This is a genomic window from Pseudomonas sp. JDS08PS003 (assembly GCF_045013505.1).
In the GTDB taxonomy this organism is placed as follows: Bacteria; Pseudomonadota; Gammaproteobacteria; order Pseudomonadales; family Pseudomonadaceae; genus Aquipseudomonas; species Aquipseudomonas protegens_B.
Genome location: NZ_CP120724.1, coordinates 1,774,258 through 1,793,061, shown reverse-complemented (window position 1 = coordinate 1,793,061; position 18,804 = coordinate 1,774,258). Strand labels below are relative to the sequence as shown.

Sequence of the window (18,804 nt, the reverse complement as noted above, 5' to 3'; positions counted from 1 at the left end):
CACAGGTTAACCAGTCGTTCGTGAAAAAAAGGTCGAAAGCCCCTCGGGCGGTTTTATCCGGGCAGGGTGCCAGACCACCCTTGCCCGAGCAGGGGCCGATGCCAATAATGCTTCGGCACCGCGTCCCGCCCGTCACTTCAAGGAACGACCCCATGCTGCCCCGCCTCTTGCTTTGCACTCTGCTCGGCCTCAGTGCCCCCGCCCTCAGTTTCGCCCAGGAGCCGACCTCCCATCTGGACCAGGTGCTCGAACGTGGCCACCTCACGGTCTGCACCACCGGCGACTACAAGCCCTACAGCTACCTGCGCGACGACGGCCACTACGAGGGCATCGACATCGCCATGGCCGAATCCCTGGCGCAAAGCCTCGGGGTCCGGGTGAAGTGGATCAATACCACCTGGAAGACCCTGATGGCGGACTTCCAGAGCCAGCAATGCGATATCGCCGTGGGGGGTATTTCCGTCTCTCTGGAACGGCAGAAAAAAGCCTTCTTCAGCCAGCCCCTGGGGATCGACGGCAAGATTCCCCTGGTGCGCTGCCAGGACCTCAAGCGCTATGAAACCCTGGAGCAGATCAACCAGCCCTCGGTGCGCCTGATCGAACCGCCGGGCGGCACCAACGAAGTCTTTGCCCGGGCCCATGTACCCAAGGCCGAGCTGATCCTGTTCGCCGACAACGTGAAAATCTTCGATCAATTGCTCGCCAGGCAGGCCGACGTGATGATCACCGACGCTTCGGAAGCGCGCTTCCAGCAGAAGCACAAGCCGGGGCTGTGCGCGGTCAACCCCGAGCGCTACCTGCAATACAGCGAGAAGGCCTTTCTCCTGCCCCGGGACGACATGGCCTGGAAAAGCTACGTCGACCAGTGGCTGCACCTGAGCAAGGCCACCGGCGCCTATGAGCAGGTGGTGAATCAGTGGCTGGCGGCGCCGTAGTCCTGGTCCAGCAGCATCTGCCCAAAGGCCTGGCAGGCGGCGCTGCGATAGGCGCCCCGGCGCTCCAGCAGCACCACGCTGCGGGGCGCCGGGGGTGATTGCAGGGCCAATGCCCGTAAACCCGGCTGCTCGCGGGCGATAGCACTCGGGAGCAGGGTCGCCAACTGCCCGCGGCGCACGATCTCGACAATCCCACTCACCGAATTGGCCTCGATGGCGATACGCGGCGCAATGCCCTGTTGCCGGCAATACAGGTCGATATGCCGGCGGGTGGCGAAGTCCGTGCTGAGCAGCACTAGGGACTGTTGGCCCAGGGCCGCTGCACTCAGGGGTTGGCAGTCCTGCTGCGCAGAGTGCAGGCCGACCATCAGGCTCAGGGTTTCGGTGAACAGCGGCTGGCTCTGGATTTCCCCCAGGTGCTCGCCGGCAAAGGCGATCCCCAGGTCCAGGCGGTCCTCGGCCAAGGCCGCTTCCAGGCGATCCTGGGTCATTTCCTCAAGGCTCAGGTCGATCCCCGGGTACTGCTGGTTGAAGCGGCTGAGCAAGGGGCCGGTGAGGTAGGCAGTGAAAGTCGGGGTCAGCGCCAACCGCAATGAGCCGCGGCTCAGGTCCTGCACATCATGGATCGCCCGCTTGGCTGCCTGCAGGTCTTGCAGGGCGCGGCGCGCATAGACGACATAGGCCTGGCCGGCATCGGTCAGTCGCACGCTGCGCCCGGAGCGGTCGAACAGCGGCGTGCCCAGGGACTCCTCCAACTGTTTGATCTGTTGCGACAAGGTCGGCTGGGAGACATGCAGCGCCTCGGCGGCACGGGTGAAATTGCAGTGCTCGGCCACGGCCAGCAGGTAACGGATATGACGCAAGAGCATGAAGGCTCCAACTATAGGCAGGACTTATGGAAAGCATAATAAGCCGGTCTTGGACGCTATAGCTGAAAACTTCCATCCTTGCCCCATCAGCGACGCAAGGACCATCCCATGCAGAACATCATTGACGGCTTCCTCAAGTTCCAGCGCGAAGCCTTTCCACAACGCAGCGAGCTGTTCAAGCAACTGGCCAGCACCCAAAGCCCCGGCACTCTGTTCGTCACCTGCTCCGACAGTCGGGTCGTTCCCGAGTTACTGACCCAGCAGGAACCCGGCGACCTGTTCGTGATTCGCAATGCCGGCAACATCGTCCCCAGCTACGGCCCGGAACCCGGTGGCGTGTCGGCCACCGTGGAATACGCAGTAGCGGTGCTGGGGGTGAGCGACATCGTCATCTGCGGCCATTCCGACTGCGGCGCAATGACCGCCATCTCCACCTGCAAATGCCTCGACCACCTGCCCGCCGTGGCCAACTGGCTGCGCCACGCCGAGTCGGCCAAGGTGATCAACGCCGCCCGCCAGCATGCCTCGCCCGCCGACCACCTGGACGCCCTGGTGCGGGACAACGTCATCGCCCAGTTGGCTAACCTGAAGACTCATCCCTCGGTGGCCCTGGCCCTGGAACAGGGCCGGCTGAACCTGCATGGCTGGGTGTATGACATCGAAAGCGGCGCCATCGCCGCCCTCGACGGCAGCAGCCAGCGCTTTGTCTCCCTGGCCGAGCACCCGCAGACCTGCGCCCTGGCCAGCCACGCTACAACCGCTGCCTGAGCAGCCCCCTTCATCATCCAAGAGGAACATTCCCATGCTGCAATCCCAATTTGCCCAAGCTCCACGCCTGGCCCTGGCCGACACCATCATCGACGCCAAGGCCCGTAAGAACCTGTCGTGGCAGGACCTTGCCGACGGTACCGGGCTGAGCCTGGCCTTCGTCACCGCCGCCCTGCTGGGCCAGCATGCCCTGCCCGCCGCTGCCGCCGATCGGGTATGCGACAAGCTCGGCCTGGACCAGGACGCCAGCCGCCTGCTGCAGAGCATTCCCCTGCGGGGCAGCATCGCCGGTGGCATCCCCACCGACCCGACCGTCTACCGCTTCTATGAAATGCTCCAGGTCTACGGCTCGACCCTCAAGGCCCTGGTGCATGAGCAGTTCGGCGACGGCATCATCAGCGCCATCAACTTCAAGCTGGACATCAAGAAGGTCGAGGACCCGGAAGGCGGCTCCCGCGCGGTCATCACCCTGGACGGCAAGTACCTGCCAACCAAGCCCTTCTAAAGGCAGCGGCAAGCTTCAAGCGCCAAGCTGCAAGTTCAGGCCTTCACGCTTGCAGCTTGCAGCTTATTTAATTTTTAAATAACACCGCAGACTTTCTGATTTGCCCCTTCCCTGAGCCACGCCGCCTAATCAGCCCCCTGTTCCTTGAAGGTCTGGTTATGGAAAACGTTCGTGCAAGCACCCGCCCCGCACTCTGGCTGATGGTCAGTGTGGTCCTGGTGGCCCTCAATCTGCGGCCGTCGATGGCCGCCGTCGGCCCTCTGCTGTCGGGCATCCGTGGCGATATCCCCCTGAGTTTCAGCCTGGCGTCCCTGTTGACCATGTTGCCGGTCATGGCCATGGGCCTGGCGATGTTCTTCGGCATGGCCATCAGTCAGCGCCTGGGCGAACACCGCACTGTGGTCCTGTCCTTGCTGATCATCGGGCTGGCCACGGTCTCGCGGTTGTTCATGGACTCGGCGGCGGAGTTGATTCTCAGCGCCGTGCTGGCCGGTGTCGGCATTGCCCTGATCCAGGCGCTGATGCCGGCCCTGATCAAGTCGCGCTTTGCCGATAACGTCTCGCTGTTCATGGGCCTGTATGTCACCTCGATCATGGGCGGCGCGGCCATCGCGGCGTCCTTCGCCCCACTGGTGATGAACCACAGCGGCAGCTGGCGCCTGGCCCTGGCGATCTGGGCCGCCCTGGCCCTGCTGGCCCTGGTGTTCTGGTACGCCCAGCGCGGCTCGCTGCCCAGCCTGCCGGCCTCCGGCGGCGGACGTGAATCCTTTAGCGGCAATCGTCGGGCCTGGCTGCTGGCGGTGTTCTTCGGTCTTGGCACCGCGTCCTACACCTGCGTGCTGGCGTGGCTGGCGCCCTACTACGTGGAGAACGGCTGGAGCGAGCAGAACGCCGGCCTGCTGCTGGGCTTTCTCACCGCCATGGAAGTGATTTCCGGACTGGTCACCCCCGCCATCGCCAACCGCAGCCAGGATCGTCGCCTGGTGCTGGTGGCCCTGCTGGTACTGATCATCGTCGGCTTCTGCGGCCTGATCCTCAGCCCGCAACACCTGAGCCTGCTGTGGCCGTGCCTGCTGGGCCTGGGCATTGGCGGACTGTTTCCCATGAGCCTGATCGTGTCCCTGGACCACTTGCCCGACCCGCGCCGGGCCGGCGGCCTGACCGCCTTCGTGCAGGGCATCGGCTACCTGATCGCCGGGCTGTCGCCGCTGCTGGCAGGGATGATCCGCGACCAGTTGGGCAGCTTCGAATGGGCCTGGTGGTCACTGACGGCAGTGATGGCGGTGATGATCCTCATGGTGCTGCGCTTCGACCCTCGGCATTACGCCCGGCACATCCGCTGAGCCTCGGCCCGGGAGGCCTGCATGAGTCCTGTGAGTTTTACCCAAGCCAACCTCGGCATGCTGCTCTGGGCGGCGCTGATCGCTGCCTCGTTCTTCGCGGCCGCCCAGGTCAGCCAGGCCATCGACCCGGTACTGCTGACCGCCCTGCGCCTGTTGTTCTCGGCACTGATGTTCATGCCCCTGCTGTGGTTCAACGGCGCTTCGGCGCCGACCCGGGCCGGATTGGGCGCCCACGCGGTACTGGGGCTGCTGCTGGCGCTGTACTTCGGTTCGCTGTTCGAGGCCCTGCGCTACACCTCGGCGGTCAACACCGGGACCCTGTTCACCCTGGTGCCGCTGCTGACCCTGGCGTTCGAAGGCTGGCTGTTGCCCGGCGGCAGCCAGCAACGCCGCCTGCTGCCGATGCTGGTGGCCGGTGCCGGGGCATTACTGCTGGTGCTCAAGGGGGGCGCGCCGGGGCAGTTGCCCTCCCTGTATGCCATGGCTGTCTATGCCCTGGGCTGCCTGGCCATGGCGGCCTATTCGCCCCTCAGCCAGCGCTTCAAGGCCGGCAGCCTGCAAGGTCGCAGCCCCGCTGCCATGACGTTCTGGAACATGCTCTTCGGTGCGCTGTTCCTGTTTGCCGCCAGCCTGGTCAGCGGCGGCTGGCGCAGCGCCGCCCTGCTCGGCGGCAACGACCTGCTGTGGCTGCTGTACCTGGCCCTGTTCGCGACCCTGGCGACCTTCTGGCTGTTGCACCGGGCCATTGGCGTCATCGCCCCGTCCACGGTGATTTCCTATATCTATCTGAGCACCCTGTTTCTCACCCTGTTCCACTGGCTGTGGCTGGGCCAGCGTCCGCACCCGGGAGAAGGGCTCGGTGCTCTGCTGGTGGCCCTGGGCATGTTCGGCCTGGTGCGCGGCAGCCGTCCCGCATCTGCCATGACCTGAAATGGCCCTGAGACAGGGGACATTATTCTGCGAGAAACTGCACAGGTCGTGTTATCGGAATTTAATGTCCGGATGCTGTCCGCCAATTCCCACCCCGGGCATTTGATTAGGACGATCGTTCCGCTAGCATCGACCCGGTTTGTGCGCCACCGGCGCCAGGTGCCCAGCGGGATGGAACAGATGCTCATCAGCAACGTGCTCAGAAAACTCGACATGCAGGACCTGATGGTCTTTATCGCGGTGTACGAGCAAAGCAGTGTCACCGGGGTCTCGGAAACCCTGTGCGTCAGTCAGTCGACCGTCAGCTACTGCCTGAAGAAACTGCGCAACGGCTTTGAAGACGAGCTGTTCATCAACACCCGCACCGGCATGCGCCCGACCTACAAGGCCACCAGCATGTACAGCCACGTGCTGAAGATCCTGGAGAGCATCAACCTGTGCCACAGCGGCGTGCAGGCCTTCGATCCGACCCGCCAGGCCGTGACCTTCAACCTCTGCGCCCCGGAATACTTCGAGCTGCTGATCCTGCCGCGCCTGCTCAAGGGGTTCGACTACGCCGACCTGCCGGTGACGGTCAATGTGCAGAAGCTTGAGAGCGATATTCCTGCCGAGGAACTGCGTGACGGCAGTGTTGATCTGGTGATCTGCTTTGGTCCGAACTTCCATCGCAGCCATGCCGACTTCAAGTCGCAGATGCTGCTGGAGGACGATCTGGTGTGCGTCTTCGACAAGCGCGCCACGCCGCCCAAGGAGCCGCGTTTCAGCCTGCAATCGTTCATCGAACGGCGCCACGTTTTTCCTACGCCCTGGACGTCGGACAGCAACATGGTGGATGGCTGGCTGGCCCGCCAGGCGCACAAGCGGCAGATCGTCGCCCGCTCCAACAGCTACAGCGCGGCGCTGAAAATGATCACTGGCACCGACTTTATCCTGACCCTGCCCCGACGCATCCAGGCCCTGCTGGCCAACGAAGCGGTGTTCAACCATTGCGAGGCCCCCAGCGGCCTGCCGGGGTTCACCCTGGACATGCAATGGAACCAGAACACCGATCAGGACAGCGCGCAGACCTGGTTCCGTGAACAGGTGGTCAAGGCCTGCGCCGAACAGGGCCTGCTTTAGGCCCGGCCCCCATCAGAGACCGACGGCGGCCTTGCTGTAGGAGGCGCGGTCGATGTCGATAATCTCCACGCACAACTGCACCGCCAGCTCAGCCGGCCAAGGCGCCAGGTCCTGCAGCAAAGCCAGCAGACTCTCGGACAATTGCTTCTTGATCTGCGGCGAGCGGCCGCTGAGCAGGGCCAGCTTGACGTGGACAAAGGCCCGCTCACCCAGGCCAGTGCCGACCCGGAACGACTCGACCTTCACTGCCCGGCTCTTGATATCGAACTCATCGGCAAACTGCCCGGAGGCCACCAGCCCGTGATTGAGCCGCAGCAGCGCCTTGTCGACGTCCAGCTGGGGCAGGTTGGCGGTGTATTCCATATGCAGGTGCGGCATGGCAGAACTCCTGGTCTGTCAGGGGGAAAAGGCGCTCCATACTACACAAGGCCCGAGCTCGCGCTTGCATTATCCCCAGGCCTTATTGCCCCGCTGTCGCTGCCCGCTCGCGCAGGGCCAGGGTTTCCCAGACGGCCACGAGCACCATCACCAGGGTGGTCAGGCTGCCCAGGGCCAGGGCGGAAAACAGCTGATTCCAGGCAGCCGGCAACAACAGCAACAGCACCGCGAGCCCGGCCAGGTGCGACAGCGGCGGTAACGGCCGGTCGTTCATCACCCACTTGAACAGAGCGCAGCCCAAGAGAAACAGCCAGGGACCGCCGACTATCACCAGCACCCCGGCCGGGCTGGCGTGCTCCGGATGCATCAGCACCAGCTCATCGGCCACGGCACTGACAATGATCCCGGCCACGATCAGCAGGTGCAGATAGGTGTAGGCAATGCGCGCCTGACGCCCCGGGTCGTCGGAATGGGCGATACGGTGGTGGGCCCGCTCGGCGCCACTGTCGAAGTACACCCACCACATGGCGATACTGCCCAGCACCGCCACCACGAACCCCAGCAGGCCCTGGGCGCTGGTGGTCAACTCGGCGAAGGTGGCGCCGGTCACCAGCAGCGATTCCCCCAGGGCAATGATCACGAACAGGCCACAGCGCTCGGCCATGTGATTGCCTTCCACATTCCAGTCGGCCAGGGTCGAACGCCCCAGCCCCGGCACCCAGAAATACAACGATGGCGACAGCACTTCGATGGCCAGGGCCAGCCCCCACAAGGCCAGCCGCTGCGGGCCCTCCAGCAGGCCGCCGGCGATCCAGAAAAGCCCCGAGAACATCAGCCACAACAGGATTCGCTGGAAGTTGCGGGTCATGTTCAACGGCTCGCCGCGCACCGCCCACAGGGAATAGGCGGTGCGCCCCACCTGCATGAATACATAGGCACCGGCAAACAGCAGGCCGCGCTCACCAAAGGCCTGGGGAATCGACGACGACAGCAGCAACCCCGCCACCATCAGCACGAACAACCCGAGGCGGATCGGCAGGGTTTCCGGGTCCAGCCAGTTGGTGATCCACGACGTGAAGATCCACACCCACCACACCGCCACCATCAGCAACGCCACCTGCAGCGCCCCGCCCAGGGACAGATGGGCCAGCAGGGAATGGGACAACTGGGTCACGGCAAACACGAACACCAGGTCGAAGAACAGCTCGACCATGCCAACCTTGCCGCTGTCGTGGCTGCCTCGCCCACGCAACAGGGAACGGGAACGACTCATGGGCACACTCCGCTGGTTTGACGTTTGAACAGGGACTTACAGAGCAAAGCAGGCGTCGGGACGCTTGCCAAGCGACGGCTACAAGGGCGCCGCCAGGGGAGCCCGCTCGCTCATGAAGGCTTCCAGGCGCGAGCGCAGCCAGCGCTCGGCGGGATCGGTGTCGACATGGCTGAGCCAGACCATGGACAGGTCCAGGGTCGGCGTCTTGAACGGAAACGGCTCGGCGTACAACTGCCCCGAGGCCGCCATGGCCGCAGCCGCGTAGTCGGGCAGGCTGGCGATCAGCGTGGTTCCGGCCAGCAGGGCCGGCAATGAGCTGTACTGCGGCACCGACAGCACCACCTGGCGAGTGCGGCCGATTTCCGCCAGCCACTCATCGGCGAAGCCGGCGACATTGGCGGTGTGGGACACCAGCACATGGGGCCGCGCGCAGTATTCGTCGAGGCTCAGCGGCGTATCGCTGGCATCGGCCCGCAGCACGCTGGGCTGGATATGCCGCAGCAACTTGCGCTTGGCATTGGCCGGCAGGCCCCGGGTCTGGCTGATGCCGACGGTGATGTCGCCGGAGGCCAGTAGGTCGGGAATCCGCCAGTAGTCCACGTGCTGCACCACGACCACCACCTGTGGTGCTTCCTGGCGCAGGGCTCGCAGCAAGGGCGGCAGCAGGCCGAACTCGACGTCATCGGACAGGCCGATACGGAAAGTCATGGTGCTGCTGGCGGGATCGAAATCGTGGGTCAGGCTCAGGGCCGAGGACAGCGCATCCAGGGCCGGCGACAAGTGCTGGATAAGCTGCTCGGCACGCGCCGTGGGCTCCATGCGATGGCCGACGCGGATGAACAGCGGATCGTTGAACATCGCTCGCAAACGGTTGAGTGCGGAACTGATGGTGGGCTGGCCGAGAAACAGCTTCTCCGCCACCCGGGTGACATTGCGTTCCAGCATCAACGCCTCGAACACCACCATCAGGTTGATGTCGGCCTTGCGCAGTTCATTGCGATTCATCGGTGTTGCCCCCGGTCCCCAGACGGAGGTCAGTGTAGAAAGGCCTGGGGCCTGGCGTCCAGGTAAACACCCGAGGCCAGCCGCCGGGGCTTCAGTCGAAGGTGAAGTTGAACTGGGCGTTGCTGTTGGCCGATCCCTCGGTGATCGGACCGGTGCGAATGTACTGGGCGCGAAAGCTGAAGCTGGCGCTATCGCTGCCCAACAGGCGCTCCATGGCATATGGGGTGCCATTGCAATGAATACGCGGAATCTGCTCGTTGAACATGACGATACCAACGCCCTTGGCGACAGACCGCCCCTGATCCTGAGCCGATTGAGTCAGCCCCAGGATCCCTGTCGGGTCGCAGCGCGAGGCGGGTTCGGCGCTGAACGAGACCTTCGGCAGGCTGTTGAACGAGCAGTCGTTGACCTCAAGCCTGGCCACGGCCGAGGGCGGCGAGGTCGAGCCCAGCGTGGGAAAGTCATGGGTCGAGGGACTGCCCAGGCGCAGCGTAACGTTGCGGGTGACCACCTGGCACTTGGCGGTGAACTTGACGCCTTCGGAACCAAGCAGGTCGTGCTCGTTGAGCAGCAGTTGTTTCGAACACCGCTCTCTATTGTCGTATTGCGGCAGCTCCTGCAAATGTTGCCCGACCGCCACCGCCCCCTTGTCCAGATCCAGCGCGTACAGCGCCACCTGGGCACCGCTCAAGCTGTTGACCACCAGCGTGCCCTTGGGCAACTCGTCGGCGGGTCGGGTCAGGATCAGCGAATACACGTAGGCCGTGACTACCTTTTTCAACGCGTCGCTTGAGTGCTCCACGCCGTACTTTTCCAGTACCCGGGGATAGAAATTGCCCGTGAGGACATGAGGGCCCGCGCCGGTAGGATAGGCCGTCACCTTGAAGCTGATGCCATCGATATTGGTCGGAATGATGCCGTCGGGAAATCTCACCCCGGGCAAATGCGCGGCGGACACCAACTCATGCTGCTCCTGGGTAGCAGATTCCTCGGTGGTGTATTCGATCACCGGGTTCACGTTACGCTGCTGCAATACCGAACCCACCGGCGTGCTCCGGGTCAATGGCGTGATTTCTAACCAGTCCTGGGCAGTGCCGCCATAGCTACTGAACGCGCACCCCTTGGCCTTGCCCTCGGTAACAGCGTACACCGGTGCGCCCCCTTGCACGCACAACAGCGCCAGGATGATCGCGCGCATCAACGGACCGGGCCGTCGCCCATCGCTGAGGAGCCTGAGCCATGGATCACTCATCGGTCATTGCCTCTTTTTCCAAGCCGGCCCCGGGTGCACACTGCGGCGCCCCGGGAGCGGGTCAATCGATAGTCAACAAGTTGCAAGTGCCCGGCGTGCCAGGGGCAGTCCCTGGCAGCCGGGTCGAGGTCTTGCCGACGCGCCTTAGTCCATCAGGCCGCTGGACACCCGGGCCGACGAGTAGGAACCGTGGTTGAGGCCGATCTGGTCACCATACGTCTGGAAGTAGGCCCAGACGGTATCGACCTTGCCGGTGGATTTCGAGCCTTGGATCTGCCCCTCGTTCACGCCCACCAGCCCACCCAGAGTGGTACGCCAGCCGCCACTGACGCGGCCACGGGACTCGGAGTTGACGATCCGCGACTGGTTATCGCCGACCAGGCCCCCGACCTTGCTGTGCCAGGTTCCATGGACATTGCCAGTCGCCACGGCACGCTCGATGACGTGGTTGGAGTAGTTGGAGTTGAAGCCCACCAGTCCGCCCACTGAGCTGTAGGTATCGCCAAATACCTTGCCATGGGCCTCGACCGAGACCAGGTCGCCATCGTTGTAGCCCACCAGCCCGCCAATATTACTGCTGGCATAGCCCTCCACCGCGCCCAGCGCCTTGGCATCGTAGATCAGGCCACCGATGTTGCTGCCGACCAGACCGCCGACGTTGGCCTTCGCTCCCCCTTTGACCTGTCCCTTGGCCTCGATGTAGCCGCTGATGGTGCTGTCGTCACTTTTTCCTACCAGCCCCCCCAGATTCATGCCGGCCAGGTCAATGACATTCCCGGTGGCCTGGACGTTGCTGACCACGCTCTGGTTCTGCTGCGAGCCGATCAGCCCCCCAGCGGCCTCGCTGCCCACCCCGTGGACGTTACCGCTGGCACTGGACCCGCGGATGATGCCAGAGCGGTTGAACCCGACCAGACCGCCAATATGGCTCCCCAGCGCGCCGTACACGGTCATCGAGGAACTGGAGCCGGTAATGGTGCCGTTCTGGTTGTTGCCCACCAACCCGCCCAGGTTCAGTCCCTTGTAGAGCGGATTGTAAGTACCGATGGTGCCCTTGCTCGACGAGTCGACAATCACTGCGCCCTTGTTGACCCCAACCAGTCCTCCGGCGCCGCCCATGGCCTGTTTAAACATCTTGGTGGTGATATCGACATGACTGGAACTGCCGCTGATGAGACCGGCCCTGACACTGCCGAAGCGGTTTTCCCCGGCCACGCCGCCGATGGCCGAGGTATGGGCGCCGCCGTACAGCGAACCCGCTATGGAAGAGTCCTTGATCGACCCACCGTAGTTGACCCCCACCAGGCCGCCGACCTTGTTGCGCTGGTCGCTATTGGCAGAGACCTGCATATCGCTGGCACTGACCCGTTCGATGCTGCCGCTGTTACGCCCCACCAGACCGCCAATTTCACTGAAGCCGTTGCGGCTGTTTTGTCCGTTGACGGTGATCGAGGCCAGCTTCAGATCGCTGATGCTGCCGGAGGACTGGCCGAACAATCCGGCATACAGGCCCGAGCTGTTGATGGTGAAGCCACTGATGGTATTGCCCAGGCCGTTCAAGGAGCCGGTGAACACCTGGTCGCCGCCAATCGAGTTGATGCTCCCCGAGCCCTTGATCTGATTGCCCAGCACATAGTGGTCATCGAGCTTGTTGCCGATGGCCTGCAACTGCTGGCTGTTCTGGATCACTTTGTGCTGCTTGCCATTGTTGTCAAACCCGGCGCTCTTTCCAGACAAGGTCACCAGTCCCTTGTCGCCCACCACCAGTTGCTCGCCATGATTGACCCCCAGGCTGTTGTTGGCGCCGGTAAGGCTCACGTGACTGTCGAGCCGGACCGACTTGGCGGCGTTCAGTTCCAGACGCGAGTTGGCACCCGTGGCGCTGATCCGTTGATTGACCTTGACGTCCTTGGCGGAGCTCAGGGTCAGTTGGTTGCCGCTTTTCCACTCGACCGCAGCGTCCACCGCCACATCGCCATTGCGGCTGCGCAGATGAAGGTTGGTCTTGTCCAGGTTCTGGGAGAGGGTGCTGTCGATCAGGGTCGGGTTGCCGGACACGCCCGTGGAGCCCACCTTGACCTCATTGGACTCGATGACCCAGGTGCCGGTGCGACCGCTCCTGGAGCGGGTATCGACCTCGGCATTGAGCTCGACCCGGGTGACCGCGCCCGAGGTTTGAACCGTACCGCCGTTGCCGTCGGCGGCTAAGGCGTTGGCCTTCAATTGCCCCCCCACATTGACCACGCCACGCTCGCCGCCATCCAGAACGATGCGTCCATCCTTGTTGGACAGGGTATTGGCCTCGATCACGCCCTGGTTGTTGACCACCGCCTGAGTCAGCGCATTGGCGCTCTTGGCCAGCATCAGCACCTGGCCGCCATCGGCCTTGAGCAACGACGTGTTCTGCGCCAACGCATCCGCGGCGGCACCGTTGATCTGCAAGCTGATCAGATTGTCGTTACCCAGGCTCAGGGTGAAATCGTTGCCGGCCCCCAGGGCCACGGCGCCCTGATTGGCGACGATTTCGCCGTTGTTGCGCACCCGCGCACCCAGCAGCGCCACGTAGCCGCCATCGGCGGCGGTGATCTTGCCGTCGTTGATCACTTCGACCGCCGACTTTCCGGTGAACTGGTAGCGACCGTTATTGAAGTCATCGTCACTGATGTCACGGGTCGAGGCCACCAGGCCGCCGACGTTGACCTGGGCGCCCTGGCCGATCAACACCCCGTTGGGGTTGATCAGAAACACCTGGCCGTTGGCATTCAGCGCGCCCTGAATGTTGCTGGCCTTGAAGCCGGTCACCCGGTTCAGGGCGATGGACTCGCGTCCCAGCTGGTTGAAGGTTACCGACTGATTGGCGGCGATGTTGAACTCGTTCCAGTTGGTCACCAGCTTGTCACTGTGCTGCTGGATCACCATGTTGTTACCCGTGACGTTGTAGTCAGCACTGCCGCTAACCGTAACGTTTCCCTGGGGCAGCGCCATCGCCGGGCTCAGCCCACCCAGGGAAAGCAACCCCGCCGCCATCACCAGCAACCCCTTGCGCCCACCACTGCGACGCCGGCGCCGCGCGCCCTCGCACGTCACGCTCCAGCGACCTTGGGCCTGGTTCCATACCAACGCATAAATCTTATTCACAATGACTCCTTATTGACGTTTAAACGCTCTGCTGTTTTTCGCAGAACGGCACTACTTCCAAAGCACACGCAGGCCTTCAGAAAAACTGTGTCGCGCTCACCCATATCCGCGGGGTGCGCTCGGGACCGTCCCCGGCCTTCTGGTTATCCAGAGGCCAGGCACTGCTCAGGTTGAGTTGCCGCTGATCGCCGCTCCAGCGTGCCCCCAGCCCCGCCGCTTGCAGGCGCTGGGTATTGATTTCGCTCGTCCAGGGCAGGCGGTTGACCTGCACATAGCCCTTGTCGGCAAACAGGCTGAGCTGCCAGCCGGGTGCCAGGGCGTAGCCCAGCTCCAGACCGGCCTGCCAGCCCTGGTCACCAATACCGGCGCTCAGGGGATAGGCGCGCACGCCGTAGGGGCCGCCGAGCCCCATCTTTTCCGAGCTGTCGAGGTTGGCCGAGGTCCACTGGGCATTGACTTGGGCATAGAGCTGGAAGCGGTCGCCCAGGCGCTGCAGGCGCGCAACCTGCAGGTTGGTCTTGGCGAAGCCGCCGCCGGTGGCGGCGCTATAGCGATCCAGGCGCTGCTCAAAGGCGTCATCGAAGGTCAGGCGGCCCGAGCCGTAGGACAGGCTGAACTGGTTGTAGCCACCGCCGAGAAACCGGTCCTGACGGTTGCCACCCAGGCTCAGGGTCCACAACTCGATGTGCTTGCGCTTGCTCAGCTCAAGCAGGTCGATGTCGTCACGCAGTTGCTTGTTCTCGTACTGCAGTTGCGCACTCAGGTCGAAGGTCCGCCCCCGCAGGATCGGCTGAGCGAGGAAGACACTCTGGACACTGGCCTGGCCGTTCATCTCCAGCTTCTTCACACGCTTTCTGTTGAGCTCGTAGCTCATGTGCGAATAGGCCGCACCGACCCGGGTCGACCAGGGCCCCACGGGCAGTTGATAGGCGCCGCGCCAGTAGCGCTGGTCCCGATCGCTGCCCAGCAGGCGCAAGTTGATCTGGTCCCCCAGGCCCAGGGGGTTGTTGAGGTTGAAGCTGCCCCCCAGGCGGAACTCGCCGGTGTGGTAGCCGCCGAAGTTGTCGGCCTCCAGGCTGCCGCTGGCCCAGGGACCGGGCTGTGCATCCACCAGCAGATCGCTGGTGCCGGGGGCCTGACCCGCACGCAATGTACCCTTGACCCTGACCCCGGGCAGGTCGTTGAGCAGCAGCAGGCTGCGCTCAAGATCCGCGCTGTTGACCGCCGCGCCATCGTCCAGTGCGGCCAGCGGCCCACGCAGTACGCCATCCCGGGCACGGGACTGGTTGCTCAGTTCGACCCGGCCATAGCGACCTTCCATGACCTCGATGCGCACCACGCCGCCATCGACTTCCTGGGCCGGCAAGAAGGCCCGGGCCAGCAGATAGCCCTGTTGCTGGTAATGGGCGGTGATGCGCTGCGCTGCGTCACGCAAACCGCCCAGGTCCAGTTCTTGACCGCGCAAATCGTCCAGCAGCGGCTGCAGGTCCTGATCGCTGAACACCTGATTGCCCTCGATGACGAAGGCCTTGACCTGCAAGCGCACCCCCGAAGTGTCCGGGGCTGGCGTCGAACGCTCGGCCTTGGGCACATCCAGCTGCACGTCATCGGTGGGCGGCGGCAGCGCCGGCTGGGTGGCTTCGATATCCCGTATGGCCTGTCCGGCGCTGGGTACCTGAACCCGCATCTGGGCCTGCGCCAGCGCGGGCAACAACAGCGCCAGCAACATCCCCGAGCGCAGAGCCAACGGCACTCGCACCCGCCCCGGACCTCGCCCCTTGCCCACACCAGCCGACAGTCCGGCTGGCGTACCACTACAGGTGTACTTGCACACTTCCACTCAGCGTCTCCCCACTGTCTAAAACCACTTGGTATCGAACTTCTGCCGCGCCGCCGCTCAAGACCGGCGCGGCGGGCAAAGGCAGGCGCGCCGAGCCGAACGGCTCGACGGTGATGCCCTGCACAGTCATGGAGTGGTGCTGGTCGCCCACATCCACCCGAGCCAGGGACACGTAGTACGGCGTCGGATTGCTCACGCTGAGCGTCGCAGCCCCACCCGTCTGCGCGGTCGCTTGCAGACTCCAGCCCAGCTGTCGCGCCGCCTCGTCGGCGTGACCCGGCAGACCCTTGGGGCGATACAACAGCTTCATGCGCAAGCGATAGCTCAGGCTCAGTTGATTGCTGCTCAGGGGCCGCAGGGCAGGCACTTCCAGAAAGTTGAGCCAGAACACCGACTCGCGATCGGCTGGCAGCGGCTCGCCGCTATGACGCAGCGACAAGACAGAGCTCTGCTGCGGATCAAGCCGCGAAAGCGGGGGCGAAAGCACAAATGGCACCGCCAGCCGGCTCGGATCGACCGAGGCATCGCCCTTGTCCAGCCAGGTCTGCAGCAGCAGCGGCGACGTCCCGAGATTACCGACCCGGATGCTCAAGGCCGCCAGCCCCTGGGGATAGATAAAGCGTGTGCCGACAATCGACAGATCGGCGCGCACGCCCTGGCTGAACAGCAGCAGCGCCGTCCCCAGCAGGCGCACGCAACGCACCACACGAGCAAGGCGGCCACTCAAGATGCAGGCTCCACGGTGACGGCGCTGCGCAGCGACACGTCGTGACATGGCAGCTCGAGCAGGAGCGAATCGTTGCCCGGTTGCGCCTTAGGCACTGGCAACACATAGTCGATCAGGCACCGCTCGCCGAGTCCTTCGCCCCACTGCACACGGATGCGGCCCCGGTCCTTCTCACTGCGCAGCACCAGGCGACTGCCCTGCCCCACCGCCCCCAGCTCATCGCCGCTGTCGGCGTCCAGGGCACTGGCGGCAAAGGGCAGCGGCGCGCCATCGGCCTGCCGACTGTCGATCAGAAACGCCCGGGCCTTGCGGGTCGGGTAGGACAGCCTGACCACGGCCCCCGCCCGAGGCGCGACATTGCGCGAACTGACCTGCAGCTCGACATCCTCATCCATGCCGCTGGGGTCCAGGTCCACGGTATTGAGCTGATAGGGCGCAAGGCTCGGCAGCACCGCATAACCTTGTCCGTCCACCTGCGTACCGGCATAGCCGACACTGGCGCCGCTGGCATGGGGGGCATGCACCAGGGCTGCGGTTTCACTCAGGGTCTGGGACAGGGTCAGGCCCCCGGAATGCAGGAGCATGCCGCCGGAGGCACCCAGCGACTGGGCCCGATAGTCACGGCCCTGGGACAGGCTCGAACTCAGGGTCACCTGCGGTAGGTAGTAGCTCAGGTTGGCGTTGGTCGAGGTTTCCCGCGGCTGGGCATCATGGGACACCGAGACGCCATAGGACGCCGTGTCGTGCTCGCCCAGTGAACCGGAAATGCCGCTGGAGTAACGGGCACCGGAATTCTGGTCGTGACTGGCAAAGGCATTGGCCAGGGTGGAACGCCCGGCGACGCCCCCCAGAGGCAGCGACAGACTGAGGCTCCACAAGGTGTTCTCACTGCGGGTGCGACGCCCCGAGAACTGGCTCGAACCCTGGGTACGCTGGACGCTTAGGGCATAGCTGAGGCCGCGCCACTTGTGGTTGTAGCCCATGGCGTAGTTGCGGGCCTGACCGCGGCTGTTCCAGTAGTTGAGGGAGGAGCCGTTGAGGTAAAAGTTACCGCCGATACCATCCACCCGCTGGTTGATCGTCACATCCAAGCGATCGCGGACCCGGGCGAAGTCTTCGAAGCGCGCGCCTCGGTTGACGAAGTCCTCAAGATCGATGGCGTCCCGCAGGCTCAGGTAGCCCCGGGTGGAATAGCGATAAGCCAGCAACGAGAACTGGGTGCCGCTGTCATGCAGGTTCTTGCTGTAGGAAAGACGCAGGCTGGTGCCCTGCAGGTTGCCGTTGCGCGGCACCTCGGTGCGGGACTGGGTCAGGTCGAGGCCGAAACCGCCGAACTCGGTGTTCAGCGCCGCACCGATCAGCCCGGCCATGTAGCTGCCGGTGAGCGAGGCACCGGCATAACCGGTGACCTGGTTGTCCAGCCCGCGTTGCAGGGTGCCCTGGGCCACATACTGGTGCAGGCCACGCCCTCCGGCCCTGATCACCTGACCGCCGGTCAGGCTGTAGCGGGTGACGCCGGGACGCAGGTGGCGGGCCATGGTGGCAAAGGGCACGGTAAAACGCTGGGTACGGCCATCGGCCTCGGTGACCGTCACCTCCAGGTCACCGCCAAAGCTGGCGGCCTGCAGGTCGGCAATCTCGAAAGGGCCTGGGGCGACGGTGGTTTCATACACCAGGTAACCACGCTGCTGCACCGTGACCTTGGCGTTGCTATTGGCCGTGCCGCGCACCACCGGGGCGAAATAGCGCTGGGTGGTGGGCAGCATGCGTTCATCGCTGAACAACTTGACCCCGCGAAACGACACCGAATCGAACAGCTCGGAATCGGTCACGCTCTCCCCCACCAGTAATTGCGAACGCCAGTCGGTCAGGTCGGTCTGGCCGTAGATATAGCCCCGCTGATAATCGCTGCCGCTGTCGGGCGACCAGGACAAGGTGCCGCTGTGACGCAGGCGCAGGTTTCCCAGGTTCAGGCCCATGCTCAATCCGGCATAACCGTTGGTACTGCGCTGGCCACGGCTCTGGGAGCTGAACAGGTTGGTGCTGTAGTTCAGCCGGGCAGCGTTGATGCCCGAGTCCCAACTGGCCGGATCGACATAGCTGGAGGCGACTTCAGGCAGCACGAACAGCTGTGGCACCGAGAGTTCCAGCTGCTGTTCGGCCATGTTGACCCTGGTGGTGACGCGGGGGATGTAACTGGCAAGGTCCCCGCAGAACAGGCCATCGCCTTGCAGCGGATGGCTGGCAGGCGCCAGTGCGGCATCGGCTTTGTGCAGGTCGATGCCCAATTGCGTGAGCAACTCGCGGTCGTAGCAGGGCTGGCTGCCCTGGGGGTCATCGCTTTCGCGCAATTCGATCTCGATCAGCCCGCGCCAGGCGCCACTGACCCGCACGTCCAGCAGGTACTTGCCCGGCGCCACGTAACCCGCGCGCTCGAAGCGCTGCGTGTCGATGAGGGTTCCCGCCCCCTTGAACAGCATCTGGGTATCGAAGAACACAGGGCTGTTCTGAGGCGCGTCGCCGGACAACTCCGATACCGAGGCTTGATCAGCGGTGGTCGGCTGGGCAGCCACAGAAGCCGCCAGCCCCAGCAGCCCGGCCAGCACCGATAGTGCTCGCAAGAGCAGGGCCGGACCATCGCCAGGACAGACTCGCGCGAGCACAGGAAAACCCGGCCAGAAGGGCTGCACACTGAACATAATCGATACCAATGAACTCAGCG

At 64.2% G+C, this 18,804-nt stretch carries 15 protein-coding genes; 6 read left to right on the top strand and 9 right to left on the bottom strand.

Going from position 1 to position 18,804, the window contains the following annotated elements; genetic code table 11:
* Positions 1-152: 152 nt before the first annotated feature.
* The gene (locus P7C00_RS08175; protein ID WP_404938627.1) at positions 153-935 is read left to right on the top strand and encodes a transporter substrate-binding domain-containing protein; all 783 of its coding nucleotides are present in this window, start codon (positions 153-155) and stop codon (positions 933-935) included.
* Here P7C00_RS08175 and cynR read toward each other — a convergent pair.
* A complete protein-coding gene (gene cynR, locus P7C00_RS08170) occupies positions 914-1,804 on the bottom strand; it encodes a transcriptional regulator CynR (RefSeq protein WP_404938625.1) in 891 nt (296 codons plus the stop codon). The genes P7C00_RS08175 and cynR overlap by 22 nt on opposite strands.
* A 108-nt stretch (positions 1,805-1,912) precedes the next feature.
* Here cynR and P7C00_RS08165 point away from each other — a divergent pair, with 108 nt between their 5' ends.
* The 5 genes from P7C00_RS08165 to P7C00_RS08145 all read left to right on the top strand — a co-directional run bounded on the left by P7C00_RS08165 (position 1,913) and on the right by P7C00_RS08145 (position 6,469).
* Positions 1,913-2,572 (top strand): carbonic anhydrase, encoded by a 660-nt coding sequence (locus P7C00_RS08165; RefSeq protein ID WP_346634867.1) that lies wholly within the window; start codon positions 1,913-1,915, stop codon positions 2,570-2,572.
* Between the two features lie 34 nt (positions 2,573-2,606).
* Positions 2,607-3,077: a cyanase gene (cynS, locus tag P7C00_RS08160; RefSeq protein WP_123726455.1), complete on the top strand. Its 471-nt coding sequence runs from the start codon at positions 2,607-2,609 to the stop codon at positions 3,075-3,077.
* A 158-nt stretch (positions 3,078-3,235) separates the two neighbouring features.
* Complete coding sequence (locus P7C00_RS08155) at positions 3,236-4,420, top strand: cyanate transporter (RefSeq protein ID WP_346634868.1); 1,185 nt, start codon at positions 3,236-3,238, stop codon at positions 4,418-4,420.
* Positions 4,421-4,441: 21 nt separating this feature from the next.
* Entirely contained in the window at positions 4,442-5,350 is a 909-nt protein-coding gene (locus P7C00_RS08150) for a DMT family transporter (protein ID WP_346634869.1), read from the top strand.
* A gap of 180 nt (positions 5,351-5,530) precedes the next feature.
* Positions 5,531-6,469: a LysR family transcriptional regulator gene (locus tag P7C00_RS08145; protein ID WP_346634870.1), complete on the top strand. Its 939-nt coding sequence runs from the start codon at positions 5,531-5,533 to the stop codon at positions 6,467-6,469.
* Between the two features lie 12 nt (positions 6,470-6,481).
* Here the strand turns inward: P7C00_RS08145 and P7C00_RS08140 are convergent, their stop codons facing one another.
* The 8 genes from P7C00_RS08140 to P7C00_RS08105 all read right to left on the bottom strand — a co-directional run bounded on the left by P7C00_RS08140 (position 6,482) and on the right by P7C00_RS08105 (position 18,781).
* Positions 6,482-6,847 carry a 5-carboxymethyl-2-hydroxymuconate Delta-isomerase gene (locus P7C00_RS08140; RefSeq protein WP_346634871.1) on the bottom strand — a complete coding sequence of 122 codons (366 nt, stop codon included), beginning with the start codon at positions 6,845-6,847 and terminating at the stop codon, positions 6,482-6,484.
* 82 nt (positions 6,848-6,929) lie between these two features.
* Positions 6,930-8,120, bottom strand: coding sequence for a low temperature requirement protein A (locus tag P7C00_RS08135; RefSeq protein WP_346634872.1), 1,191 nt, complete (start codon positions 8,118-8,120; stop codon positions 6,930-6,932).
* Between the two features lie 78 nt (positions 8,121-8,198).
* Positions 8,199-9,125 (bottom strand): LysR substrate-binding domain-containing protein, encoded by a 927-nt coding sequence (locus P7C00_RS08130; RefSeq protein ID WP_404938623.1) that lies wholly within the window; start codon positions 9,123-9,125, stop codon positions 8,199-8,201.
* Positions 9,126-9,216: 91 nt separating this feature from the next.
* Positions 9,217-10,323 (bottom strand): fimbrial protein, encoded by a 1,107-nt coding sequence (locus P7C00_RS08125; protein ID WP_404938621.1) that lies wholly within the window; start codon positions 10,321-10,323, stop codon positions 9,217-9,219.
* A gap of 198 nt (positions 10,324-10,521) precedes the next feature.
* Positions 10,522-13,515 (bottom strand): GLUG motif-containing protein, encoded by a 2,994-nt coding sequence (locus tag P7C00_RS08120; RefSeq protein ID WP_404938619.1) that lies wholly within the window; start codon positions 13,513-13,515, stop codon positions 10,522-10,524.
* Between the two features lie 76 nt (positions 13,516-13,591).
* Positions 13,592-15,244 (bottom strand): ShlB/FhaC/HecB family hemolysin secretion/activation protein, encoded by a 1,653-nt coding sequence (locus P7C00_RS08115; protein WP_404939937.1) that lies wholly within the window; start codon positions 15,242-15,244, stop codon positions 13,592-13,594.
* An 85-nt stretch (positions 15,245-15,329) separates the two neighbouring features.
* Complete coding sequence (locus P7C00_RS08110; protein WP_404938617.1) at positions 15,330-16,082, bottom strand: fimbria/pilus periplasmic chaperone; 753 nt, start codon at positions 16,080-16,082, stop codon at positions 15,330-15,332.
* The gene (locus P7C00_RS08105) at positions 16,079-18,781 is read right to left on the bottom strand and encodes a fimbria/pilus outer membrane usher protein (RefSeq protein ID WP_404938615.1); all 2,703 of its coding nucleotides are present in this window, start codon (positions 18,779-18,781) and stop codon (positions 16,079-16,081) included. Before P7C00_RS08105 ends, P7C00_RS08110 begins: the two co-directional genes overlap by 4 nt.
* Positions 18,782-18,804: the final 23 nt, after the last annotated feature.

Excerpts from the sequence above, each read along its gene's own strand:
- P7C00_RS08165 (WP_346634867.1), top strand. The coding sequence starts at position 1,913 with ATGCAGAACATCATTGACGGCTTCCTCAAGTTCCAGCGCGAAGCCTTT.
- P7C00_RS08150 (WP_346634869.1), top strand. The coding sequence starts at position 4,442 with ATGAGTCCTGTGAGTTTTACCCAAGCCAACCTCGGCATGCTGCTCTGG.
- cynR (WP_404938625.1), bottom strand. The coding sequence starts at position 1,804 with ATGCTCTTGCGTCATATCCGTTACCTGCTGGCCGTGGCCGAGCACTGC.
- P7C00_RS08175 (WP_404938627.1), top strand. The coding sequence starts at position 153 with ATGCTGCCCCGCCTCTTGCTTTGCACTCTGCTCGGCCTCAGTGCCCCC.
- P7C00_RS08125 (WP_404938621.1), bottom strand. The coding sequence starts at position 10,323 with ATGCGCGCGATCATCCTGGCGCTGTTGTGCGTGCAAGGGGGCGCACCG.
- P7C00_RS08145 (WP_346634870.1), top strand. The coding sequence starts at position 5,531 with ATGCTCATCAGCAACGTGCTCAGAAAACTCGACATGCAGGACCTGATG.
- P7C00_RS08105 (WP_404938615.1), bottom strand. The coding sequence starts at position 18,781 with ATGTTCAGTGTGCAGCCCTTCTGGCCGGGTTTTCCTGTGCTCGCGCGA.
- P7C00_RS08115 (WP_404939937.1), bottom strand. The coding sequence starts at position 15,244 with ATGTTGCTGGCGCTGTTGTTGCCCGCGCTGGCGCAGGCCCAGATGCGG.
- P7C00_RS08135 (WP_346634872.1), bottom strand. The coding sequence starts at position 8,120 with ATGAGTCGTTCCCGTTCCCTGTTGCGTGGGCGAGGCAGCCACGACAGC.
- cynS (WP_123726455.1), top strand. The coding sequence starts at position 2,607 with ATGCTGCAATCCCAATTTGCCCAAGCTCCACGCCTGGCCCTGGCCGAC.
- P7C00_RS08140 (WP_346634871.1), bottom strand. The coding sequence starts at position 6,847 with ATGCCGCACCTGCATATGGAATACACCGCCAACCTGCCCCAGCTGGAC.
- P7C00_RS08155 (WP_346634868.1), top strand. The coding sequence starts at position 3,236 with ATGGAAAACGTTCGTGCAAGCACCCGCCCCGCACTCTGGCTGATGGTC.
- P7C00_RS08130 (WP_404938623.1), bottom strand. The coding sequence starts at position 9,125 with ATGAATCGCAATGAACTGCGCAAGGCCGACATCAACCTGATGGTGGTG.